Source organism: Chryseobacterium indologenes (genome assembly GCF_002025665.1).
GTDB classification, from domain to species: domain Bacteria; phylum Bacteroidota; class Bacteroidia; order Flavobacteriales; family Weeksellaceae; genus Chryseobacterium; species Chryseobacterium metallicongregator.
The window spans coordinates 1,987,955-2,012,724 of sequence record NZ_CP018786.1 but is presented as its reverse complement, the minus strand read 5'-3'; the positions used below and the strand labels follow the sequence as shown (position 1 = coordinate 2,012,724).

The following is a 24,770-nucleotide window of genomic DNA, read 5'->3' as shown; positions in this document are numbered from 1 at the left end:
TTTTGCTGTGAAGATTCTATCATCCTAAAAAGTTTTGTAAGTTTGAATAAGAATCTATCAAGAAATACCTATCTGAGCCATGAGCGAAAATAATATTCCTTTTCCCATCAATTATTCCTGTCACTTTTCAGAATTCAGGGAAGGAGAACAATTTGCACGGATTCACAGTCTGGGTCTTGTTCTTTCGGGGGAAATGGAACTGAATGACGGAATCACAAAAACGATATTCAAGGAAGGAGAACTCTATTCTGCAAGGAAAAACAGTTTACTGAAATTCGCAAAATATCCTCCTAAAAATGGAGAAATCAGAACCATATCCATCTATTTTGATGATGCCATGCTTCATGATTTCAGCCGCGAGTATGGATATCAGGCCGAAAAGAAAGACAATGTTCCTGCCTATATAAAACCGGAACAAAAGGCATTACATTCATTTATGTACTCATTATTGCCTTATGAAGATCTTCCTGCCTCTGAGGAAATTCTTCGGCTTAAACAAAAAGAAGCTCTCCTCTTGCTGCTGAATTATGATCCGGGTCTTAAGGATGTTTTATTTGACTTTTCTGAACCATATAAGATAGATATTGAAACTTTTATGAATAAAAACTTTCATTTCAATGTCAATGTAGAGCGTTTTGCTTACTTAACGGGGAGAAGTCTGTCTGCGTTCAAAAGAGATTTTCAAAAAATATTCGGAGTTCCGCCAAGACAGTGGCTGCAGCTTCGTAGATTAAAGGAAGCCCATTTTCTGCTTACTCAAAAAGGAAGATCCGTTTCTGATATTTATCTTGATCTTGGGTTTGAAAATCTATCCCATTTCTCGTTTGCATTTAAAAAACAGTTCGGCTATCCGCCAAGCGCATTACAGGCAAAATAACTTAGATCTCCTCTAAAAAGAAATACCTGAAAGCAAGAATCACCAGAATAACGACTGCTATTGTAATAATTTTCATCTTCATATCACTCTTAAGATTTTCAGGAGCATAACGCAGTGTTTTTTCATCAAGATAAAAGTCTTTGTATACCTCAGGGTTAATTTTCAGATCTGGGCGAAACACATGTACACCTTTCAGAAAATGCCCGATAAGATCATATCGGTTTTTAAGCGGAATCACATCCAGATTGACCAGTTTCTTCTGAGGGTTTCTGTTTTCATCTTTTTCATGAACATACAGATTCTTTCTAAAATCGCTGTACTTTCCGGAAGCTCGGGATTCTGAAAATATATCTTTTGTATAGGGATTGTCACTTTTTACCAAATCATAATATTTGATTGCTGACAGCACTTCATCATTCCTGTTGAGAAATAGTATTCCCTGATGATTGATGAGCAGACCACTGATTTTTTCATCCTGATTCCTCATCATTTCATACACCAGCCAACCAGCCAGTGAAGCTGCAATAAAAAACAGTAATAAAAAGATCATATCAGAAGCTGTGTCTGTAGAAGGATCTGATAGGGCATCAATAAAAAACCTCAGTAAAACAACAGCAATGGCTGCAAAAAGAATAACAATACTCCACCTCACTCTGGCAATGTATTGAGGATTATAGGTTTCCGATCTCATTTCAGGAAATGCTTCTTTCATGGTTTTAATGTATAGTGTATTAGTTTGACCAGCTTTTAATATCTATTTAAAGATAGTATATCAAAATTTGCCGAGCTGCAAAAATAGAATATTATAGAATATCCATTATTTTAACCTTTAAAAATAACAGATCGTGTCATGAAAATCATAACACGATCTGAATTATAGAATCTAATTATTTAAAATTTTTCTAAACAGCATATTCTACTGAAGCTTCTTTAGCAGCGGCAACCATTGCGATCAAAGCTTTTTCAGTTTCTTCCCAGTGTCTTGTCTTCAGTCCGCAATCAGGATTTACCCAAAGCTGATTGGCAGGAATGACATTCTGAGCCTTTCTCAGCAGTTCAATCATTTCTTCTTTTGACGGAACTCTTGGTGAGTGAATATCGTATACTCCCGGACCAATTTCATTCGGATATTTGAAATCTGCAAAAGCATTCAATAGTTCCATCTGAGAGCGTGAGCATTCTATAGTAATCACGTCTGCATCCATATCGGCAATGTTTTCAATAATATCATTGAACTCAGAATAACACATATGAGTATGAATTTGAGTGGCATCTTCTACTCCACTTGCAGAAATTCTGAAAGCTTCCACAGCCCATTTCAGGTAATTCTGCCAGTCTGTTTTTCTTAATGGAAGTCCTTCTCTGATCGCAGGTTCATCAATCTGAATAATTCTGATCCCTGCTTTTTCCAGATCGACCACTTCATCACGGATTGCCAAAGCAATCTGCTTACACGTTTCTGAACGAGGCTGATCATCACGTACAAAAGACCACTGCAAAATCGTAACCGGACCTGTCAACATTCCTTTTACCCATTTTTCAGTCTGAGATTGTGCATATTCAGACCAATACACCGTCATTGGAGTCGGGCGGGAAACATCACCGAAGATCACAGGAGGTTTCACACAACGACTTCCATAGCTTTGTACCCAACCGTTTTTAGTGAATACAAATCCTTCCAGCTGTTCTCCGAAATATTCCACCATGTCATTACGCTCAAATTCTCCGTGAACCAATACATCGATTCCGATGTCTTCCTGCCAGCGGATTGTTCTCTGAGTTTCTTCTTTCAACAAGGTGTCATATTGTTCTGCGGTAAGCTCTCCTTTTTTGAATTTTGCTCTCCAGCTTCTTACTTCCGTAGTTTGTGGGAATGACCCAATTGTCGTGGTTGGAAATAAAGGAAGCTGCAACACTTCCTGCTGTTCTTCTTTACGGATCTTGAATTTATTTATTCTTTGGGCATCTTTTTCAGTAATAGCATTTGCTCTTTGCTTTACCTGGTGATTATGAATAAGAGGAGAAGTTTTTCTGCTCTCAATTGCTTTTTTATTTTCTTCGAACTCTTCAAGAATCTGCTCGTTTTCATTTCCGGAAGCCAGTTCTTTAAGTGTCACGACTTCTTTTACTTTTTGTTTAGCAAAAGCCAGCCAGTTTTTAATTTCAGGATTAAGATTGGTTTCAAAATCAAGGTCACAAGGTGAATGAAGCAATGAACATGATGGTGCAATGAAAATTCTTCCAGAGCCTAATTTTTCAACAGCTTTTCTGATGAATGACAATGATTTTTCATAATCATTTTTCCAGATATTTCTACCGTCAATGACCCCCAATGAAAGGCTTAAACTGTCCGGAATAACGTTCAGAATTTCGTCCAGCTGTTCAGGATTTCTCACCAGATCAATATGCAATGTATTCACCGGAAGGGAAACGGCAAATGATGCATTATCTTTTACTCCGTCGAAATAAGTAGCCACAATAAATTTCAGTTTCGGGAAACATTTTCTGATTTCGGCATATACAGAAAGATACGTTTCTTTGGCTTTTTCTGATAAATCCAACGCCAGAAAAGGTTCATCAAACTGAATCCATTCTGCTCCCTGGTCCTGAAGTTTAGTTAAAATCTCTGTATAAACAGGAAGAAGGTTTCCAGCCAGATCCAGCTTATCAAATCCTTCTTCTTTTTCTTTTCCCAATAACAAATAAGAAACCAGTCCGATAATTACCGGTTTTGCATTAATTCCCGCTTGTTTTGCTCCTGCAAATTCATTGAAAATTTTATCTGAGCTCAGTTTAAACTGTTGATTTTTATAAAATTCCGGAACGATATAGTGATAGTTGGTATCGAACCATTTGGTCATTTCCATTGCGGTGATGTCCAACCCGTCTTTCTGATATCCTCTTGCCATCGCAAAATAAAGATCCAACTCAGTATTGTTCTTTTTCAGCACCACTTCATGGTAACGTGTTGGAATTGCTCCTACTACAAGGCTCATATCCAATACCTGATCATAGTATGAAAAATCATTACACGGGATAAGGTCTATCCCTGCTTCTTTCTGGAAATTCCAGTTTTGGTTACAGATAGTTCTTCCGGTATTCAGAAGTTCTTCCAAAAGGATTTTACCTGACCAATACTGTTCACAGGCTTTTTTAAGTTCTCTTTTGCTACCAATACGCGGATAGCCAAGGATGTGAGTTTGCATTTTTTTAAACTTTTTAATTAAACTTATTGGGAAAGTTCTTTAAAAGGCTTCGGTATGTTTTAGCGGAAGAAGTTTCAGGAAAGTCATGACATAGCAGACAGGGTAATTCCTTTTAAAAAAGAAAATACTCGAATCCGGTATATCATCTGTATGACCCAAAGCTTCAGACCGCGAAAGCATTGTCAATTCAGTAAAGGCAGGTCTCCTGACTTGTAACAGTTTCCGCCATCCTTCCCGCTTTTGGCAGTGGATCTGCAAGGACAGAAACCTTTGGTGTGTTACTTACAGTTGCGCGACAGCTCGTGATTTACACACGATTCCCTATTAATCTACCTTAAGTAAAACCTTTCCTGTTTGATGAAGTATCTGTAAAGAACTGTACTTTTACCTTTGACTATGGCCATCAGTAAAAGTTTTTAATTTTGTGTAAAATTAACAATACAGAATAAAACCACAACTAACACTAAATAATTAAGCAAATTAAACTTTATAATATACACATAGAAGAATATAATTCTGTACATTTGACTGTTTTAATCATTTAAAAGAATAATATTCTGTGGAACAACTCGATGATAAGGATTTACAGCTGCTCAGGCTGCTCCAGAAAAATGCAAAACTTACTGTCAAGGAGCTTGCAAAAGAAGTGAACCTATCCACCTCACCTGTTTTTGAAAGAGTAAAAAGACTGGAACAGGATGGGTTTGTTAAAAGATATGCAGCCGTTCTTGATGCTGAAAAACTGAATCGCGGATTTACTGTTTTCTGCCAGATCAAACTCAAAATTCACGACAGATCTGTAGGTTATGATTTTGTAAAAGAGATTTTAGAAATTGAAGAAGTTGCCGAATGCTACAATATCTCCGGAGATTTTGATTTCCTTCTGAAAGTTCAGGTAAGAGATATGAAGCATTATCAGGATTTTGTATTCAATAAGCTGGGATCTGTAGATTCCATAGGAAGTACTCACAGTACTTTTGTGATGGCTGAGGTAAAAAATAACCATGGGCTCACCATTTAATGGAATAAAACCGGAGAACCCATTTATTCTTCAATCCATTTTCTGAACGTGGAAGTATTGCTTTGGCTTGTGATAAGATGATCTTTCTGCCCTTTTATCTGAACGGAAAGTGTATTTTTATTGTACCGCTCTATTCTTTCAATATGATTTTTGTGAACAAGTTCACTCCGGTTGATCCTGAAAAAATCAGAAGGATTCAACTGCATTTCAATTTCTTTTAAAGTAGATTCATTTAACAGATGTTTTTTTCCTGCTGTATCAAAGGCAAAAACAACTCCTTCCTCTGCTCCAAAGAAAGAAATCTCTTCCGTATTGATAAAATAAAGTCCCTGGTATGAACTGACAGTAAATCTTTTCTTGTAATTTTTCTGAGTATGTTTGTTGTTCAGCATTTCCTGAAGTTTTGCCAAAACCTGCTGAGATTCTGAAGGTGCTTTTCTCAATAAAAGAAATTTGTCCCATGCTTTTTGGAAACGGTTCTGTGAAAAAGGTTTTAGTAAATATTCAATCCCATTGCTTTCAAAGGCATTCATCCAGAACTGATCATACGCTGTGGTGAAAATAACCGGACATGAAATATTCACCTGATCATAGATTTCAAAGGCATTTCCATCCAATAATTCAATATCGGAAAAGATCAGATCAACAGATGAGTTTTTTAAGAAAACAATAGCCTGTTCTATGGTATCAATTTCCGCAACAATTTCAATAGGAGTTTCAAGTTCGCTGATGAAACGTTTTAATTTGTTTCTTGCAGGAATTTCGTCTTCGATTATTACTACTTTTATCATATTTTATGCTTGAATTATAGGAATGGTAACTGAAAATTCAGTTTCTGTTTTTAAAATATTTACCTGCTGATCAGTTAATAAAGTATATTGCTCTTTGAGATTGTTCAGTGCCCTCCCTGAAGTTTTTTTACGGTTTCGTTTAGGGATTACATTATTCGAAACGGTTATTGTCTTGTCTATTTTTATTATGATCCGGACAGGTTTATCAACAGTACCAAGGTTATGTTGAACCGCATTTTCAAGTAACAATTGTAATGAAAGCGGGATGATATAACCTGATGATTTAACAGAATTGATTGTTAATGAATACGCATTTCCGTATTTGTATTGTATCAGGTTAAAATATTTCTCTGCAAAGGCCAGTTCTTCTTCCACAGACACTAATTTTTTATCAGAAACGTCTAAAACATAACGGTATATTTCGGCAAATTCATTCAGAAAATCTGAAGCCTTGTGTTTGTCTTCTTCTATCAACTGATCAAGGACATTAAGATTATTGAATAAAAAATGAGGATTAAGCTGGGTTTTCAACTGATTAATTTTACTTTCAGACAGGGCATGATCATATAGAGCCAGTTGTTTCTGATATTCTGTATTTTTTTTGTAGTAACGGTACGCCAGAAAAAAACTTCCATAGATAAAGCCTCCGATCAAATCTGAAAAAGTAGAAAGAATAACAACTTCCTGATTAAAATTTTTCTCAACTTTTCCAAAAATAAGAGCAATCACAAAGCCTATTATTTTCATCACCAACAAGTAAGTCAGCAATGAAAAGCTGAATATTTTCAAGACTTCAGCAATGCTGAACGTTGATGATTTCTGCCAGTTTTTAATAAAAAAATCAATGACAAAAAACAGAATACAGGAACTGATGAGTGTAACAACAGCCGCTTCCGGAGTGAAAATATACCAATCCAGTGTTCTTCTTATGCCAATACGGGTATGAATAGACTGTACATAGGCAAACAAAAGGATAAACAGCAGGAAATATCTGTTTTGATTAATTTTGTTTAAAAGGGTTTTCATCGGTTTTATGAAGGATCACTTTTTTACAAAAATAGCCTTATATTTTTACAGGGGTGTTTTTACAGTATTATTTTTTTTCAGGAAATGATGCGGTAACGTTTCCGTTATCATCTAAAAAATCCAGTTTGGCTTCATTATTTTTATCTACACAGAATCTGGCTCTGGGCTTTCCTTTGCTGTCAAATAAAAAGAGCCCGTTATGTTCATCTTTGGTTTTCCCAAGCATCATTCTTGGTGCGCCTCCAATAAGTCCCTGCTGTTCATATTCTTTGTACTTTTTCTGTGCTGCTTCAGGATCTTTCATCTGATCCAGCTCCGCAAAGATTTCCCCTGTTTTTATTTGTGATTCTTTTGAAGGACGGTCATTGAAATAAAGTCCGCTGGATACTACTCTTTTGTCACCTTTCTTATAATCCTGGGTCAAAAGCTGCATGACCTGATCTCCGTCATATTGATCGTAAGTTAGAGATAATCCTGAACTGTGGCCGTTCTGATTTTTCTGTCCGTCATAGATAAAACCTCCGCATTCGATTCCTTCTTCATTGAAAAAGAGCATACCGGAACGTTTCTTTCTTGTTTTATTGGTAGGCCTGCTGTTTATTTTATCTTCTCCGGCAGGAAATTTCCCAACATTGGTAATAACCATCTTTACCGTACCGTCTTTTTCGACGATATTGATTCTTTCCACATCTATTTCAGTAAATTTCTGATTTCCGGATGTTTTAAAGGCTGAAGCTGTTAAAAATACAATTCCAATGACTGCTGTAAAGGCAAATGTTCTTAAAAAAATGAGCTCTCTGTTCATACTGTTATCTTATTAATTGTTTTGACAGGTCAAAGCTATGATAACCGTGTATGTCATTCAATCAGAAAACAATGAACTAAGGAAATAACGAGATGAATGAATGACTTTCACCATTGAGTATTTTTATATCCTTCTTCTTTCATATTTGATCCGGGAAATAAAAACACCCATCAAAAAATGACGGGTGAGATATAATGGTAATTTTCAGCAATTAATTGACTGCCGGATCAATAAGCGTTGGTGTTAAACCTAATGATTTCAACAGGTTTTTGCTGTCAAAAAACAATGTTGCATAATGTTTTCCTTTTTTAAAAACCAGTTTTGATCCACCTGGGAATTCACTGTCAGCTCCTAATTTTTGTGTTTTAGCATTGTATTTAGTGAACCTGGTTTTACTATCCTGTAATGTACTTTTATTCAGAACAAGGCCAAAAGGAAGTCCTTCCACCACTAAAGATTTATTGTCTGAAGTTGTGAAAAACATCTCATTGACAACATTATCTTTTGCAAGACCACAATAAAGCTCCAACCCTGTTTTCATTGGCCATTTTGCATATTTTTCTTCATTGGCATCTTCATAAAAAACGGTTTTTATATTCAGTGCTTTTGATATTTTATCGGGTGTCTGTGGGAAGATAAATTCTGAATTCTTATCCAATAAAGAATTCAAAGCGGCTGTTTTTTGTGAAAATACAGTCACACTTAATGCCAGAAAAAAGAGGGTTACAATGAAATTAAATGGTTTCGTCTGCATGAGAATGTTTTAAAATTTTAATAATTTGATGATTAAAGGTATTAAAATTACACAATTTGTGTGATATAATTCTATGGTGAAACCTTATCTGTAAAATTCCCGATTTTACTTCTTTTGCTGCAAATTAAACACCGTACCAGCAGGATCAGTAATCCAGTGCATGTTGTCAGGAAGTTCTTCAATCTCGTCACAGGTTTCCACACCATTTAACTTCAAATATTCTGTTGCCGTTTCTACGTCAGGGACAGTGAGTTGTAACCAGGTTTCGGAATGGGTATAATTGTCGACGCAATCCAGCCAAATAATATTATTCCCGAATTTTACCTCGTGAGTTCTGGAAACAGTAGGATTATTAATGGGTCTTTCCTCCACTTCTAATTTTAAAATTTCTCTGTAGAAGGTAACTGTTTTTTCATATTTATTTTTGGGAATTTTTATAGCGATATTAATTCCTGCTTCAAATTTTGGATTCATCCTCAAGCTATTTTAAAAAATTATTCAGATAGTTCAGAATCATTGCCGTCTGCATCATCAGACTCACATGAGTTTGTCCCGGGGCAATAGCCAATTGAGATTTCGGCATAGCCCCCATGTCTGCAAAAACATCACCGCCTAATAGTTTATAGGTTTTTGAGAGTTCTGTTTTGTCCAGTCCATCATTATCTCCGGCTATAATTAAAACAGGTACAGGAATTTTAGAAATATTACTATCACCAAGATCAAAAGGTTGTCCGGCGGAAGCCATCATCTGCTCCAGAAATGGAGTCCATTTTGTTTTATCTGGTGCTACAGCATTATAGGCAGTATGCATAGGACTGTTTGTAAAGAGGTCGGGTTTCATTCCTTCAAGCGCTTTATTTACTTCGGGCAGCCAGCCGTTAGTTTTATAGGTTGACGAAATAATAACCAGTTTGTTCAATCTTTCCGGACTCTGTATCGCTAATTGATAAGCCACTTCCCCACCAAAACTATATCCTGCAACATCAGCTTTATCAATTTTCAGATAGTCCATTACCTTTGTAACATCACTGGCTAAAGTTGCATGGGATAACTTCCGTTCTGAAAACGGGGTATGTCCGTGTCCCTGTAATTCAATCGCTATTACTTTCCTGTTTTTAGACAATTCAGGAATCAACTCGCCCCAATTCAGATCAATGGTCATAAAGGCGCCATGTAACAGCACAATAGGCTTTCCTTTACCATAAACTTCATAATACACTTTGATTCCGTTAGCAGGTGCATAGCCGCTTTCAGATGGTTTTATTTTTTGCCCATATATCTTAGATACTGTAAGAAAAACAGTTAGGACCAATAATGCAGAGAATTTGAATAAATTTTTCATAATATTATCAGATTTGGTGGATTAAACTTTTAATCAAAATTACCAAGTCATTCTGAAACCAGACTTGTCACAAGGCAAGATTTTATTGAAATAAAATGAATTTAAAACAACTGAATCTCAAAACTTTCTCCACAAAATATTTTTACGCAATTCCATAAAACAAATACAAAACATCATACAATTAATCAATTAAAAATAAATATTTTTACAATAATTCTACAATAGTTGATAAAATTTGATTAATTTCGAATAGAACTAAACTTAAAAATTATTATGAAAAATTTAAAGAAAATCGAAAGACAAGAATTGAAAACAATTAAAGGTGGAATTGACTGCAGAGGTGGTCAGCTATGTTTAATCGGTGGTAAGTGGCAATGTATGCCTTACGACGGATGTGGTGGTGGAAACCAGCCTTAATCTTAAGTTTAATACAATTACTTGACTATGAAAAATTCTAAAAAAATTTCAAGAGACCAATTAAAGAGTATTAATGGCGGAGCGGTAAGCTGTTCTGAAGCATGCTGCCCACCTCCGGGAATCAAAAGATGCCCATGGGTGATCTGCATAGCGCCATGTGAGATTTTAAGTTAAAAAAAGACTTTATACTCAAAAATAAACCCTGCAATTCAAAATATTGCAGGGCTTTTTTATTCTTCATTTACATGATGTAAAAATAAAAAAACCTTAAATCAATTGATTTAAGGTTTTTCTTTGCGGAGAGTGAGGGATTCGAACCCCCGGACCTGTTACAGTCAACAGTTTTCAAGACTGCCGCAATCGACCACTCTGCCAACTCTCCTTTAACTCCGGTAGTACCGTTGTTTTCAGTGGTGCAAATATAGAAAGTTTTTTATTACTGACAAAATATTTTTTCAATAAAATTCGAATTTCTTGGAGTTTTAAAGGGACAGTTGTGTTCTCAATTAGAGAAAACATAGACTCTACAATCTCAACATCAGATATTTAAACTCAGAAACGAAATATTTCTACTTGTATATTTTTTTAAAAATATTTTTTATCCGTAATAATATTCGGTAGTAACATCTCCGCTGAATGCTGGGTATGCATCCTGTTTCTCCATATGTAGCTCAAATAATCTTTCGCCATTTTGACTTCCTCCCCGAATCTTTAAAGAATGCCATCCATTTTCCAACGAAAGCGTAATACTGTTTTCCTCATTAATGGTAGTAATATCTTTTAAATAGCCAATTCCTACAATTTTCACTTCATTATTAGCCGTCTGAAATACCCAGCCTCTTGATTCGACCTCTACTTCCTCATCATTTAGAATTTTTTCTTCATTTACAGAAACCCGGAATGCGTAATAGTCTTCCTCCACCCCTATAATTGGAATAGCAATTCCTGATTTTGTTATTTCATCCCCATGTTCGTTTTCTACAAAATATTTTAAAATATTATTACCTGCAAGATGATTTTCTTCCAGATATTTTGCTAAAAGCTGTGGACTAAACACCACGAAGCCTTTAAGTTCTGAGAATATTTTCTTCATAATATATTTGAATTGGATTTGGATTAAATATTTAAACTCTATTGCTGTGCTTTTGACTTACGGTCCATTCCACATCAATACAGCAATCAGGTTTTTCTTAGAATTTCAGATAAATAATTGTCTTTCTCTATGAGAAAATCATTAATTATGACAACAACTTCATCTATATTTTTTAAAAAGATTTCCTGATATTCTCTTGCCGGCTTATCCAAACTGTAAACAATTTGGGAATATTCATATTTTGATAATCCGATATAGATATAGTAAGGTTTTTCGGAATTCCGATTGTAGGTTATGTCTATAAAAAGTTTTCCTCTTACTGCTGAAAAAATCAATTCTATATCATCATACAAACCTTCATCTCTTATCAGATTATTATAAACAATGGTCCAGCTTGAAATTTTTAAAGGGATGAGCTCTTTTTTTGATGGATTCAGATATTCTGATAATGCATTGTAGAATTTATCAATTTGATGACCTGTCTCTATCGTTTTATAAATAGTTGCACCATCATGATGCCATTCTCCTAGCCTTCTGGATAACATGCATAAATCAAAAGAATATCCTACATTGATATTTTCATAGGAAACTGAAATAGTTTTTCCTGTAATGTGATTTACAGCACTAAACAATAAGGTATCATCAAAAGGGATATCCTCTATATTATAATTTTTGTCTATAAAAACGTTTGCATCAATACTCCATCCGCCTTCCACCTGAATTCCAGTATTTACGATTCCTTTATCTTTCATTGTTATGGATAATTTGCTTTTTTTATATAACTATTGGCATCTGCTTCTGATATCGGATGGCTGTGTATGGTACCAGAAGCCACTTCCACTCTCATAAACCTTGTTTTTTCTCCCATATTATATCCAATATCGGTAGGATGTTCATAAATATAGTAAGTAACTCCACCATTCGGCACTACATTACCCTTTCTCATAGCATCAAATGCAGCTTTTTTCTCAAAATTTTTGAAGTTATCTTTTACTACATCCGGGAAATATGATCCTTCGGGTTTGCCACCTACTCCTTTAATACTTCTGGCTTTAGCATCTTCCATAGAAGTTGCCTGAATATGTTTAGTAGCGTGAATAGACGGAGGTGTAGGCCTTTTTGATTTTATAATTGAGCCTCGTTCTGCTTTTCTTCGTGACCAACCACCATCAACCTCTATTAATCCCAGCGGATCAATTTCCGAATTACTATCATGAGTATAAGCATACAGATTAGGATTATCTCCAAGCGGGCCTATTGGGTCCTGAGAAAGATAATTCCCGTTTTTCCCATCATAATACCGGAATCTATTATAATAAAGTCCCGTCTCTTCATCTTCATACTGTCCTTGCTGCCGGAAAGGAATGAAGGATTCTTCTCCTTTTACATTTTCAATTCTTCCGAAAATATCATATTCAGCACTCCAGACCAGATTTCCATCCTCATTATAAGCCTGCACAGGTCTCCCTATATAATCTGAAATAATGGAGGCCTTTCTGTTTCCTTCAATCTTTGCAGATGGCACATGGCTTCCTGTTTCATAAACCCATGTTATTAAATTCTCTATGGGCTCTTGCCTATTTATAATATTTCCTTCATCATCAATTTCATTGACAGGTCTTGCCTCAATATCATAATTCCATTCATGTAAAAGAACATTACCATCCCAAATATAACGAGTTATTTTCTGCCAGCCAATTTTAGAAATTCTTCTCCCCAGTGCATCATACTCAAAGCTTACTTCCTTGCCATCCGGACGTTTAATTTTGGCCAGCATTCCATTAGCACTCCAGGAATAAGCCCAGTCACCGGATTCCCATTCCGTTTTTTGAATTTCTGCTGAGGAACTATCATTCACATTAGGTAAAATAATACCTTCCGGCATTTTCGGGCGACTAAGCCAATCTGAGGCAATAGCTTTGTAATAAGGATGGGCATTGTCTGATTTTTCTTGATGTTCCGGTCTTACATTATTGATCACCCTTTTGCTCTTTAATAACAAATTTCCTTCTTCATCATAATGATAAAACCAGTTTTTGTCACGCATCAGCTTTCCACCTTTATCATAGATACGGTCGGTACGTTGTATACTTTCATATAAACAGCCTGTTTCATCAGGATTTTTATGCTGAACTTTTCCGTTGGAATATTCTGCAGCAGCAAGACTCCCGAATGCGTCATAATCAAATCTTGTTCTACCACCTTTTACTCTGTCAAATATAGTCAACAAACGGTTTCCTTCTCCCCATATATAGTCTTTATGAAAAGTAGTATTTGTTTTATGAGTAATTACTTTCTGACTAATAGGCATTCCGAGATGATCAAATTCAAAAGTACTTTCCACATTCCCGGTCATTTGACGGCAAATCATTTGCTCATTTCTACGGGTTTCAACATTCATCTGCCAGGGTAAAATTACCTCTGTAGTGCTGGCGGAAATATTTCTAAGCTGTCCCAGATCAGTATAGGAATAATCAATTTTCGCTCCTAAGCTACTTTCCAGACCAATAAGATTAGCCAGCTGATCATATTTATATTGAACTAAATGTTCCCCTTGTTTTTCATGGGTAATCTGCCCCAACTGGTTTCTCTGAAAGCTAACACTACTATCTTCGTTATCCGCTTTGATAAGCAATCCTGAAGTATCATACTGATATGCTTCCCAGGCTCCGTCCGGATAATCCACCTGTGTTATTCTTCCTGCCAGATCATATTCATAAAAGATTGTACTTCCCTGAGGGGTTCTTCTTTGGGTTATCAAACCATCTTTATCACGGATAAAGACAGTTTTGTGTCCCTCAAAGTCTGTTTCACCAATAATTTTGTTATTATTATCTCTTTCAAAAATATAGACCTCTCCTTTTTCATTGGTCATGCTTACTAAATTTTCGTAAGCATCATAGCCAAATGCTAGTGCTTCTTCTTTTTTATTGGTGAATGCATTCCGGCGGATCTGCCGCTTCAAGCTTCCCATTGGAGTATAACTCATCAACCATTCTGCACGGCCATCTGTAGCATAGACAGGGAGGTCATAGGCATCGTAGCGAAGTTTCAATGGCAATTGCCCCTGTTCATTCACTTCAACCACCCTTCCCATTTTATCTCTTTTCCAAAGAGTTCTGCTTAAAGGTTTCGGGCTAAAGACCAGCAACCTTCCATAGGCATCAAATTTCCAAAATTGCTCACTTCCGATAGTATTGGTAAGCTGAATAAGCTGCCCTCTATCATTATATTCGTAAGATGCCGTAACATTTTCTCTTATGCACCTTTCCGGAAGCCTTTTCCCATCAGCATATTCATAATAAACATTTTCTTCTGCCGCATCTGTATGACTGATTAATCTTCCGTGCTCATCATAATTCCATGTTTCAGAAGCTCCCGAAGGTGAAAAACGGGCAATAACCTGTCCGAACTCATTATACTGATAATGATATTCTTCTCCATCAGGACTGTGAAAAGTCTTGATATTTCCCATTTCATCATACGTATACCCCTGAACACGTCCTTCCGGACTTCCTATCATTTTCAGTTCATTGTATGCTGTAAAGTCATACCAGGTTTCTCCGCCTTCTCCATCTACTTTTTTATATACAAGAAAATGATCATCATAATAATAACGTTCTGTTTTATTATCTTGTTTAGGGTATATTACTTCTGTGAAGCCTTCTTCATCATTATAATGAAAACTTCCTTCCATATATCCATCCAAACCATTAGTATATACTACCCTACCTTTTTTATCATATTTCCAGATATAGCTCATCCCATTCCGGTTGACTCTTCTTACAATCTGATTTTTCCCATTATATTCAAAGACAATCGGTTTTTTGTGAATATCCCAGACATGAGTAAGATTACCCCGTTCATCATAATCGTAGCGGACTTGCACATCTTTTTGGTTTTTATAACAGTAATAAACTGCCGTTATCTTTTTATACTCAGGGTGAATAGTGGTTTCTATACTCGTTTCAGAATTAACATCTTTTATCCTTTTTAGAGCAATATTGCGGCCTTCATACTCATATTCACGAATGGTTCCGTCACCATATTCGATCCTTGCAACTTTATATATCACTCCTTCTGTAACATGATGAAAGCGGGTATAAGTGTAGATATCAGTACCTTTGCGAACAACCCAAATGCTGCTGTTAGGTCTGTACTGCCAGATTTTCTGATCTCTGAAGTAGGTCATTCCTTCTCCGATCTCAGGTACGGGAACAAGCATGGCTATATTTTCTTCAGGATGCATCCATCCGGCAAATTTGTTATTCTCTTCAGGAAGGATAAACAGATCGTGATTATTAAAAACACCGTTTCCTAAAGGTCCAAAATCATAAGGTCTATCGCTGTGCCATTTATTTTTCCAGATTAAAGGGGTGTTCCCCAGAATTTCGAAATCCTCCCATTCAAAAAACATAGCACCCGTTGCAAAATTAACAGGTTCCAGTCCCCAATGACATAATTTCTTAGAAAGAGCATTTGAAAATTTAAACTTATTGAAAGGAGCTTTTTTAAGGACACTGTTATTAAGCTTTTTTAAACCATTCGCTCCCAGTTTCCCTATTTTCTTGGTTAAACTTCTCATTAAAAACATTCCGGCAAGACGCATCAGCATTTCTCCGGGTGTATAAGTATGAGGAATAAATGCTCCTCCCACCAATACAGGTCCGCCCGTATTGATCTGGATATATATGCTTGAAAAGTTATTATAGAAAGCAAAATAAGCCAATGGATTTTTCTTCGGTTTATCAGGCATTGCAGGCAGCATGGTCATTCCGAAAGGGAATCCCATACAGGTTAATACCTGTTGAGGCTGATTTCCGCTCATTTTACTTCCCTGTGCCAGAACGGTCTGTGAACCGTAATACACTTCTCCTTCATGGGGAGCTTCCTGAGGGAAAGGAATGAGATACACCGGAATAAGCGATGTAACGTGTCTGAATGGAATAACCACTCCCATCACACTGGTTGTAGTGGTTGCCTTATGTCTTCCGTGAACATATATTGAGCCTCCCATCGGAATACTTTCCGGAAGAGAGGGCATCAGATTTCTTGCAAATTGCGGAATCGGAATCTTGATAGTAATATAATCCATAATATCAAAAACAATCCCGATAAACGGATGTGGCAATGGCAACGGAATAAACATGAATGAAGGTGGTGGCGGAATGAGAGTCCAATGGATATCAATGGCCAGCACAATATCAAAATGTTTACTTGTATGCTGAATGGCTGTGGAAGGCATTGCAGGGTTATTGATTTTAATCAGTTTTACTTTGCTTTCCGGAGCTGCTCTTTCTGCGGTCACAGCACTGTCTCCACCTCCGCCTCCGCTACTTTTTGCTGACTGATCTGCATCTCCGCCAGCAATGGACTTCACCATAGAAACAGGATTCAGGGAATCAAAATTATTTTTCATTCCGTTCTTCCAGCCCTGTGTGGTTTTATCCCAACTTACCGAAGTAACGTCTGCGTTTACCTTCCAGGAGCGGTCCGGGTTCATGTCCGGTTTTGCTACCTTGATCGGTTTTACTGTTTTTTTATTCAGATCTGCCATGATTCTTTTAATTTGAGATTACCCTGCTTTTGGTTTTTCTACACTCACCTTCCAGTCATCACCAAAATAAGTCTTCATTTCATTGTCTAGTATTCTTTTTTTATCAGTGTCGCTTTCATATTTTAGAATAAGCATTGAGGCTACAAACCTCAGACTGCTCTGTTCTCTTGCTGAGGAATCCATTACTTTTGCTATATCCAGACATTTTTCAAAATATCTGATCATTTTATCTTTTGTCAGAACCGTATCATTCAATGTAGCGATGATTCTGTAACACTCAATTGCCATTGCATATTCTTCTATTTTCTGAGCGGTTTCTGCAGCTTTTTCAAATATTTTTTCTGCTTTGGATTTTTTGGAGTTTCCTAACAGATAACTACCATAATTCATATACATCTGAACTGCTAAAGGGCTTTCCGATTCTACTTCTTCCAATATTGTACGGTAGGTATCTTCTGCCTTTTCTTTCTTCCTGTCTGCGGTATAAGCCTGGGTAAGCATAAAATAAGCAGAAATCTCTCCTTGCTTATTCTTTTGTTCTTTAGCAAGTTTCACAGCTGTTTTCAATGCATGCTCTGCTTCTTTGAATCTTTCTTTGCTTAAATGATTACTTGCGATAAGAATCTGCTGTTGAAAATCCGTATCAGGACTATTCTTTTTACGGTTAGTATGAGCTGCCGTATTCTGCATTAACTGATGAATGTCTACTTCCACTCTGAAGCTATGCGCAGAAGAGATATTGGGCAAGGTTCTGTAGGTATGATGTTCCGCCCAAACCAGTTTAATATCTTTATTTTCTGAGATCTCACAGATCCTGCACCACTCTTTCACCCACAAAGAAAGTTCCTCGATACCACTGATCCTGAGCGGAGCAATGTAGATATAGATTTTAGCATCCTGAATATTAGGGAAGTTCTTCTTTAATTCCATCAAAGGATAAAATGCCTTATATGCATCTGTTGTAAAGTTTTCTTCTGGGTTTTTCAGGTCCCATTGGGGAATATTCTCTTCGCTTTTTTTTAACATCTCATAGAACTCAGTCCATTCATCCAATAAGGTTTGCCCGAAAGAGTTCATTCCGTTAAATTCCTGATAGTGGAGTAAAAAAACATCATCACTTTCTTCATCTTCAGAAAGTTTCGACTTGATAAACCCGTCAAAAAGATCCGTTTCATGTTTTTCTCCTATACAGATCAGCATGGGTTTTTCTTCATTTTTTGAAACGACTTTCTGCCATTGTCTTTTTAACTTCACCAACTCCAAATCTACTGGATTCATCTGCCTTAATTCAGTTTTACAGTTCCACTTACAATATTTGTTTCACTTCCTCCTCCAACATTGATTTTTCCTCCACTGCTAAGATTAGCTTCAGTATCACCCCTCATAGAAAGTGTATTGGTTCCGATATCGAGCGTATCAGATTTGATTCCGACACCCGAAGTAGGTTCACCGTCTTCAGGTCCTACTCCTACTCCGATACTCGTTGTTCCACCAACACCAATATTGACTCCCTGTACAAATATTTCTTTTCCTTTAATCTGAATATTTCCATCTTTATCCATGTAGATTGAACTGTTTCCGCAACTCAGGGTAATAGAAATTTTACTGTCTATCGTTATATTTCCGGCTCCATCTAGAAAAACAGAATTTTGATCTTTATCTTTTACTGTAATTCCACCAGCATCGTCCAGACTCATCGTATGTCCGCTTTTACTGCTTAAGCTTTTAATATTATTTCCGGCTCCACCGCCTCCGCCAACGCCTCCATGGAACATTCCTCCCATCACAAACGGACGGTCAGGATGTTGATGTGCGAAATTGACCACCACCTGATCTCCTTCTTCCGGAATCGCCATGAAACCACGATTTTTACTCACTTTTTCACTTCCTCCGCCATCTGGAGTCATTACCCTGATATATTCTGTTGTGGTAGAGCCGTTTTGCCAGTCGAACTGTACTTTAACTCTACCCTGATTCAAAGGATCTACATTGGAAATTACTTTGGCAAATTGAGCATCTGCTTTTGGTGTATGGAACTCCGGACGGGGAATAAATCCGGTATCAGAAGCTATTGCCTCAAAAGTTCCGGTATAATATCCTCTGGCATCTACCTCATGATACATATCTGTAATCATCAGTTTGGTAAAATAAGTCGTTTCACTGCTTTCTGCTTTTCTCATTTCGATATCCGCGATACAGCCAGGATAAAGAAATGGCACTGTAGTAATTCCTGAAATAACAAATACTTCAGCAGCCTTACTTCCGGCAGTTCCTTTCTGGGAATTTTCCACATCCATGAAAGAGACAGCTTTTATGGGAGCTACTCTCAGTGAGGGAGTTGTAAAAGTTTTTTCTGAAATTTCATATGCTCTTTTGGCTATATCTGAGGTATGATTAATTTTTGAATTTCCTGCTGTTAATTTTTCATTTTTACTACTGTTATAGCCATAAAATGAAGGATTCACGTGCTGTGCTTTCATTTTTATCTTGACATCACTTACACTGCTTCCATACGTAAGTTTCACAGGTTTTTCCTGAGGTGGAAGCTTTCCGAAATGCAATACTTCACCATCGTAATAGAACTGTTCGCCATAGGCTTCTGCAATTCTGGCAAGATAGTTATAATGAGTCTCTTCATATTGTGAGCTGTAAGAAACATTTCCATGGGCTGCATCTACCCTGAAATCAAAACTGTTTTGTCCGAGTCCTTCTTTGATCACCTGATCTGCAATACTGTTAAGACTGATTTCCTGTGCTCCGCCAAAACTTTGAATATGAGGAGCTGCATCCAAAAGAACCGTAGGGCTTGATCCTGTAAGAACAATATTTCCCAGGCTTCCTTTTTCCTGGCTGAAACCTACTTCTGTGATCACTCCTACAAAGTTTCTTTCCGGGCCGTCTTCAACGTCTTTATATCTGAAAATCACAGTAATTCTCTTTCCAAGAAAGTTTTGGGCCTCTTCAAGATTATGATTTTCTGAGCTTCCTAAGGTATCGTGGGCCAGCATCAAATCAAATTCATGATGTTTTACAGCACTTTGTTTAAGCTGAAAATGCTTGAAATGTTTAATTACCTTTCCGTCAATTACAATTTCAAGTTTTATCACACGATTAATTCCTGCAACCTGATTTCCAGGGATTGTATTGGCATTATAAATTCCTGAAGTTGGCTGTTTGGACCATACTTTATCTTCTACCAGTGTGGGAGGGTTCGGTTGTTTAACCTGATTCATAAACATTTGAGAACCGTTTTGAACCAGCCCTGTATACGCCTGAGCCTGAGCCATTTTTTCTGTAGCTTTCTTAATGGTTCCGCTCGATTTTTCATGTACTTCCTGAGCAGCTTTGCTGACAGCCTGATCTGTCAATGTTTCTTTAATATTCTTTACAGTTGAAATTTTATCTTTGGAAACAGGCATTTTGGGTGAATGATCGTCCTGAAACATAATTGTAATATTTTGATTGATTGGGTGTCAGTTTTTTTAAGTCTGAAATTGATCTGGACAGCAAGGTTCAGATACATTTTTCGTTATCCGCACTCCATTGGTAATGGTAAAATCCGGATATTGATATCATAACAGGGTATTAAAAAGGAAAAATATAAGAGTAAGCTTACTTTATAACCCTGTTGGAATTTCAAGATTTCTCTTGATGTTATTCTTGTAATATGTGGGTTTTAATCATTATTAATTTTTTGTAATTGGATTTGTGGTATTACAAAGATAAAACGGTAATTGCTATTCGAAAAATTTTAGACACTTAATCTGAAATTTTGTCGTAGTTCTACGACTTTTCATAAATAATTCTAAAATGAATGATTAAAAAAAAGGAATAAATACCTCTATACCAAATAAATAATTAACAATTTTTAATAAACGCAAACAAACAATTTATCACTTAAAATAGAAATAAATTAAAATATAAGATCTTTTAACAAGAAAAACCAGCTATACATTGACAGCTGGTTTGTATTTTTAATAGTCTGATGATCTTTTATAATTTCACACTGATCTCCTGCACTTCCTCTGCAGAAAGCCCGTAAATTTGAGGTGTTTTTACATCCAGAAGGTTCAGGTAGATATATAATTCTGCCCTGTGATGAATTTCATGTTCTATCATGGCACGAAGCCATTTCCATACGGAAATTTCACTATTGGCAGGTGTAAGACATTTCCTGGTAAGATCTTCATCTGATAGTCCTTCAATAATTTGAAGAGTCTGTCTGTGCATTTCGTTGAAAAACTTCACTGTATTTTCATAACCGTCGGCAAGATCCTTACCGCATCCAGGATAAGCACTTCTCCTTCCTGTAATAGTTTCTCCATACATATACCGTTCAATGGCAGCAATGTGTCTTATCTGATCGCCAATAGTAAATTTCCCGGGTTTATAAGAAAAATCAATATGTTCAGGAGGAACAACTTCAATAATACGATTGGTTCTTTCTCTTATTTTCCTATAATACTCAAGGAATGAGTGTACAGTTTTTATTTCCATATCTTTTGCTTTTTCTGTAAAGTGAATATAAGAAATCTAATAATATTTGGTTTAGGGTTTTATCATAAATCAATCATAAGATTAAAAAAATCCCCAATAAGTGAGTCTAAAATTTGGAAGCTCAATAAATAACCAATATTTTAGTTAAAAAATAACCATGATGAAAAGAGGAATTTGCTTGTGTATTATCCTGTTAAGTTTTAAAAATCTTACTGCCCAGTCTGCAAAAATTGATACTGAAAAACTTCTTGAGTATTATGAAACACAACGTTATGCTGATGCAGCTACTTATCTTCAGAGCATATATCCCGGAGATACACAGGATATAAAAGCCCTTTCACAAATTGCTTACTGTAATATGATGGCTGGAAAACTGCCGGATGCAGAGAAAAGTTACCTGAAAATCAACACTATTCAACCCAACAACCTGCCTACTCTATTCAGCTTAGCAAGTATTAATTCCAGACGTGGAAATGTTTCTAATGCCAAAACCTATCTTCAACAGATTATTCTGCTTGACAGTCTTAATTTCAATGCTTATAAACAACTTGCGGCTTATGCAGAAACACCTGAATCCAGACTTAATTATCTTAAAAAAGCCAATACCTTGAATGCCACCGATCCTGATGTAGCTTATGATCTTTCCATAACTTACAGCGGTCTCAAACAATATCAACCCGCTTATGATGTATTGAAAACAGCAATCGCTGCTGATACTGAAAACTTTACTTTACAACAAGCTCTATTGCCGGTTGCCAATCAGTTAACCCAATATTCTGAAGTGATTGAAATTGGTGAAAAACTACTGAAAAATCATGCTGATGTGAATGTAATGAACGATATGGGACAGGCTTATTTTTATGTAAAGGATTATCAGAAATGCATTATGCTTTACAAAGCGATGGAAGATATGGGTGTACAAAATGAAAGCACATTATATTTTCTGGCACTGAGCTATCGTGAACAGAAAGATTATAACAATGCAGCCATCTATGCACAAAAGACTATTGATGAAGCTATTTCAGACCACACCAACCTTTACTATGCTGCGCTGGCGGGTATTTATGAAGCCCAAAACCAATATAACGAGGCGGTAACAGCTTATAAAAGAGGACTGACTTTTGGTACCAGCAATATTATCTATTACCGTTTGGGACTTCTTTATGATCTCAACCTGAAACAGCCTAAGAATGCAGCGACATACTATCAGATGTATCTTAAAAACAATCCGGATCAGAACAAAGAAAAAGAACAGATTGCCTATGCAAAAGGAAGAATTCCTGTATTAAAATAAATTCAAAAAGAGATAAAAGCATTTTGTGATTATAGTCACAAGGGAATGCTCAGTGAACCTTTAATTTTGTATTCAACAATAAAAACAATCTTTATGAGCAATACCATTCAAAACATTGCAGAACAGTTTATCCACTATTTAAATCAAGAAAATTTTGACAAGGCGGAAAGCTGTCTCGATCCTGGCTTTAAATTTATAGGAGTATTAGGTATGAGAGAAGGAGCTTCTGTTTATATGAAAGATATGAAGCAGATGAAATTTAAGTATGAAATTCTCAGGACTTTTACTTCCGGTGAAGATGTATGTTTTTGGTATAATATTAACATGGGAGAAAAAACAATAGAATCTTCGGGATGGTATCACATACAGAATGGAAAAATCAAAACCTTAAAAGTTCTGTTTGATCCCAGACCTTTATTGGATAAATAAAAACACATTAAAAACGCTGTCCCTGTTCATCTATCTTAATCGTCATAAAAAAAATATGATTATGAAAGAATTTGCATTGATCTTCAGACTGAAAGACATTTCTGATTTTAAACCTTCTCCTGAACAGATCCGGGAGCGCATGATCTGGCTTGGAAACATTGCTGCACAAAACAAACTGGTGGATGAAGGAAATACTTTATTACCCGCTCCGGGAGCTGCCAAAACTGTAAAACCAGATAATATGGTAACGGATGGCCCTTATACCGAGATCAAAGAATTCATTAGTGGATATATTATTGTACGGGCAGAATCTATTGATGAAGCCGTTGAAATAGCGAAAGGAAACCCAATTTTTAAAATTGGAGGAAATATTGAAGTTCGTGAAGTCTTGAAGACCGGCAAGTAAGGTGGAATTTGGGAGGAATTACAGTTTAAGTTGAAAATTTCTTCATGCATTCAGCATTGCTTAAATCCAGCCTGCTTTTTTTCTCCAAACTGTATATTCAACGTCTTTGCTATCAATTTCCGGAATGACTTCAGGTTCCGGAATTTTGTTAATATCTGATTCAGGCAGGACCCGCAGATTTACCTTTTTACGTTCTGCATTTAAGTTTTCTTTATTTTCTACGGGATAAATTGTTCCTTCAGAGGTTAACTGTGTCCCATATTTTTGAGGTTTACTCTGAAAAACCTGAATCCTGTCGTATAAATAGGCTTTATGCAAAAGATTAATATCATTGGAATGCTCTTCCATCATAGCATAACACGTTTTCATAAATTCAGGTTCACCGATGGCATGCTGGATAATCAGCCAGGTTGCATCATTAGCTTTCTCGCCGACTTTTGAGATGGTAGGATAACCTATTTCTGCTATAATTTCCCGCAGCCGTTTTGCATTGGCTCTATGAATATTTTCCATTTCAGGATGATAGCCTCCGGATAATTTTCCAGCCAGCAATAGTTTTTCTCTGACGGACAGATCCTGGCCAGCCATTTCGATCAGTTCTTTTTCAAAAGGAAGATTGTTCATATAGTAGTTGATAAATGATGATTGATGAATGAGCGTCTTTCTCTATGTGATTCGATCAAGAATAAAGTGCGCTCTGTTTTCTACTGAAACTTTAGGAACTTCGATAACAGTATAACCATATTCCTGATAAATGTCTTTCATACACTCAAAGGTTTCCACCGCTTTTTCAAAGGTTTGTTTTCTTTCAGGATCGTTTTCATAAATCTCTTTCCATGGGGGAAGAATGAAAACATTATGATGATAAGCCATTTCTCTTGCTTTTGCTACCATAGATACCGGAATTAAAATGTGTTCAAGTTTCATATAGCCCAACGTATCCAATATCCCACGGTCAAAGAAAACAGGTTTCTTATGGGACAACTTGCTTATTTCCATGTAGGTTTTTACAGATTCTTTAAACATCAGTTCTGCAAAAAGTTCTTTGTTAAGCCATGGAAGCCCTTCACCACCAGAATCAATCTGCTCTTTAATGATTTTTCTTCCTTCTTCAGGCACAGTTATCAATTCATGACGGGTTAATTCATCCAGCAATGTTGTTTTTCCTGCTCCGGGACCTCCGGTAATGATATACAATGTTGAAATATTCTGCTTCATGAGTGTACATTCTAGTGTATTTATAACCCCATAGCAC

At 36.4% G+C, this 24,770-nt stretch carries 22 protein-coding genes, 1 tRNA gene and 1 riboswitch; of the genes, 6 read left to right on the top strand and 17 right to left on the bottom strand.

Annotated elements, in window-relative coordinates; genetic code table 11:
* The first annotated feature begins 79 nt into the window (after positions 1 to 79).
* Positions 80 to 877 carry a helix-turn-helix domain-containing protein gene (locus BUE84_RS09100; protein WP_079241363.1) on the top strand — a complete coding sequence of 266 codons (798 nt, stop codon included), beginning with the start codon at positions 80 to 82 and terminating at the stop codon, positions 875 to 877.
* A gap of 1 nt (position 878) precedes the next feature.
* On the opposite strand, the gene BUE84_RS09095 is transcribed toward BUE84_RS09100, so the two are convergent.
* Both BUE84_RS09095 and metE read right to left on the bottom strand, forming a co-directional pair.
* Positions 879 to 1,589 carry a hypothetical protein gene (locus BUE84_RS09095; protein ID WP_079241362.1) on the bottom strand — a complete coding sequence of 237 codons (711 nt, stop codon included), beginning with the start codon at positions 1,587 to 1,589 and terminating at the stop codon, positions 879 to 881.
* A gap of 190 nt (positions 1,590 to 1,779) precedes the next feature.
* Positions 1,780 to 4,083: a 5-methyltetrahydropteroyltriglutamate--homocysteine S-methyltransferase gene (gene metE, locus BUE84_RS09090; RefSeq protein ID WP_079241361.1), complete on the bottom strand. Its 2,304-nt coding sequence runs from the start codon at positions 4,081 to 4,083 to the stop codon at positions 1,780 to 1,782.
* Between the two features lie 177 nt (positions 4,084 to 4,260).
* A riboswitch (cobalamin riboswitch) is annotated at positions 4,261 to 4,447 on the bottom strand.
* A gap of 195 nt (positions 4,448 to 4,642) precedes the next feature.
* On the opposite strand from metE, the gene BUE84_RS09085 reads away from it, so the two are divergent.
* Positions 4,643 to 5,104: an Lrp/AsnC family transcriptional regulator gene (locus BUE84_RS09085; RefSeq protein ID WP_079241360.1), complete on the top strand. Its 462-nt coding sequence runs from the start codon at positions 4,643 to 4,645 to the stop codon at positions 5,102 to 5,104.
* Positions 5,105 to 5,127: 23 nt separating this feature from the next.
* Here the strand turns inward: BUE84_RS09085 and BUE84_RS09080 are convergent, their stop codons facing one another.
* The 6 genes from BUE84_RS09080 to BUE84_RS09055 all read right to left on the bottom strand — a co-directional run bounded on the left by BUE84_RS09080 (position 5,128) and on the right by BUE84_RS09055 (position 9,822).
* Positions 5,128 to 5,895 (bottom strand): LytR/AlgR family response regulator transcription factor, encoded by a 768-nt coding sequence (locus BUE84_RS09080; protein WP_079241359.1) that lies wholly within the window; start codon positions 5,893 to 5,895, stop codon positions 5,128 to 5,130.
* A gap of 3 nt (positions 5,896 to 5,898) precedes the next feature.
* Positions 5,899 to 6,921: a sensor histidine kinase gene (locus BUE84_RS09075; RefSeq protein WP_079241358.1), complete on the bottom strand. Its 1,023-nt coding sequence runs from the start codon at positions 6,919 to 6,921 to the stop codon at positions 5,899 to 5,901.
* A gap of 67 nt (positions 6,922 to 6,988) precedes the next feature.
* Entirely contained in the window at positions 6,989 to 7,726 is a 738-nt protein-coding gene (locus BUE84_RS09070) for a hypothetical protein (protein WP_079241357.1), read from the bottom strand.
* 211 nt (positions 7,727 to 7,937) lie between these two features.
* Complete coding sequence (locus BUE84_RS09065) at positions 7,938 to 8,480, bottom strand: hypothetical protein (RefSeq protein ID WP_079241356.1); 543 nt, start codon at positions 8,478 to 8,480, stop codon at positions 7,938 to 7,940.
* Between the two features lie 105 nt (positions 8,481 to 8,585).
* Complete coding sequence (locus BUE84_RS09060) at positions 8,586 to 8,954, bottom strand: VOC family protein (protein ID WP_079241355.1); 369 nt, start codon at positions 8,952 to 8,954, stop codon at positions 8,586 to 8,588.
* A 7-nt stretch (positions 8,955 to 8,961) separates the two neighbouring features.
* Positions 8,962 to 9,822 carry an alpha/beta fold hydrolase gene (locus BUE84_RS09055; protein ID WP_167595387.1) on the bottom strand — a complete coding sequence of 287 codons (861 nt, stop codon included), beginning with the start codon at positions 9,820 to 9,822 and terminating at the stop codon, positions 8,962 to 8,964.
* Between the two features lie 444 nt (positions 9,823 to 10,266).
* Between BUE84_RS09055 and BUE84_RS24560 the strand changes: the two genes are divergently transcribed.
* Positions 10,267 to 10,413 (top strand): bacteriocin-like protein, encoded by a 147-nt coding sequence (locus tag BUE84_RS24560; RefSeq protein ID WP_165835290.1) that lies wholly within the window; start codon positions 10,267 to 10,269, stop codon positions 10,411 to 10,413.
* A gap of 123 nt (positions 10,414 to 10,536) precedes the next feature.
* Here the strand turns inward: BUE84_RS24560 and BUE84_RS09050 are convergent.
* The 7 genes from BUE84_RS09050 to BUE84_RS09020 all read right to left on the bottom strand — a co-directional run bounded on the left by BUE84_RS09050 (position 10,537) and on the right by BUE84_RS09020 (position 21,386).
* A tRNA-Ser gene (locus BUE84_RS09050) sits at positions 10,537 to 10,621 on the bottom strand.
* Positions 10,622 to 10,837: 216 nt separating this feature from the next.
* Positions 10,838 to 11,332 carry a hypothetical protein gene (locus BUE84_RS09045; RefSeq protein WP_079241354.1) on the bottom strand — a complete coding sequence of 165 codons (495 nt, stop codon included), beginning with the start codon at positions 11,330 to 11,332 and terminating at the stop codon, positions 10,838 to 10,840.
* Between the two features lie 86 nt (positions 11,333 to 11,418).
* Positions 11,419 to 12,084 carry a hypothetical protein gene (locus BUE84_RS09040; RefSeq protein WP_079241353.1) on the bottom strand — a complete coding sequence of 222 codons (666 nt, stop codon included), beginning with the start codon at positions 12,082 to 12,084 and terminating at the stop codon, positions 11,419 to 11,421.
* Positions 12,085 to 12,086: 2 nt separating this feature from the next.
* Positions 12,087 to 16,889: an RHS repeat-associated core domain-containing protein gene (locus tag BUE84_RS09035; RefSeq protein WP_079241352.1), complete on the bottom strand. Its 4,803-nt coding sequence runs from the start codon at positions 16,887 to 16,889 to the stop codon at positions 12,087 to 12,089.
* An 18-nt stretch (positions 16,890 to 16,907) separates the two neighbouring features.
* Positions 16,908 to 18,167, bottom strand: a complete 1,260-nt coding sequence (locus BUE84_RS09030) for a tetratricopeptide repeat protein (RefSeq protein ID WP_079241351.1) — start codon at positions 18,165 to 18,167, stop codon at positions 16,908 to 16,910.
* A 5-nt stretch (positions 18,168 to 18,172) separates the two neighbouring features.
* Positions 18,173 to 20,335, bottom strand: a complete 2,163-nt coding sequence (locus tag BUE84_RS09025) for a type VI secretion system Vgr family protein (RefSeq protein ID WP_079241350.1) — start codon at positions 20,333 to 20,335, stop codon at positions 18,173 to 18,175.
* Positions 20,336 to 20,882: 547 nt separating this feature from the next.
* Entirely contained in the window at positions 20,883 to 21,386 is a 504-nt protein-coding gene (locus tag BUE84_RS09020; protein WP_079241349.1) for a DinB family protein, read from the bottom strand.
* A 157-nt stretch (positions 21,387 to 21,543) separates the two neighbouring features.
* Here BUE84_RS09020 and BUE84_RS09015 point away from each other — a divergent pair, with 157 nt between their 5' ends.
* From BUE84_RS09015 to BUE84_RS09005, 3 genes are all read left to right on the top strand, one after another.
* The gene (locus tag BUE84_RS09015; RefSeq protein ID WP_145953230.1) at positions 21,544 to 22,680 is read left to right on the top strand and encodes a tetratricopeptide repeat protein; all 1,137 of its coding nucleotides are present in this window, start codon (positions 21,544 to 21,546) and stop codon (positions 22,678 to 22,680) included.
* Between the two features lie 93 nt (positions 22,681 to 22,773).
* Positions 22,774 to 23,109, top strand: a complete 336-nt coding sequence (locus BUE84_RS09010; protein WP_079243898.1) for a nuclear transport factor 2 family protein — start codon at positions 22,774 to 22,776, stop codon at positions 23,107 to 23,109.
* Positions 23,110 to 23,170: 61 nt separating this feature from the next.
* Positions 23,171 to 23,515 carry a YciI family protein gene (locus tag BUE84_RS09005; protein ID WP_079243897.1) on the top strand — a complete coding sequence of 115 codons (345 nt, stop codon included), beginning with the start codon at positions 23,171 to 23,173 and terminating at the stop codon, positions 23,513 to 23,515.
* Between the two features lie 60 nt (positions 23,516 to 23,575).
* Here BUE84_RS09005 and BUE84_RS09000 read toward each other — a convergent pair whose 3' ends face one another.
* Both BUE84_RS09000 and BUE84_RS08995 read right to left on the bottom strand, forming a co-directional pair.
* Positions 23,576 to 24,139: a DUF6624 domain-containing protein gene (locus BUE84_RS09000; RefSeq protein ID WP_079241347.1), complete on the bottom strand. Its 564-nt coding sequence runs from the start codon at positions 24,137 to 24,139 to the stop codon at positions 23,576 to 23,578.
* A gap of 42 nt (positions 24,140 to 24,181) precedes the next feature.
* Positions 24,182 to 24,733, bottom strand: coding sequence for an AAA family ATPase (locus BUE84_RS08995; protein ID WP_079241346.1), 552 nt, complete (start codon positions 24,731 to 24,733; stop codon positions 24,182 to 24,184).
* Positions 24,734 to 24,770 lie beyond the last annotated feature (37 nt).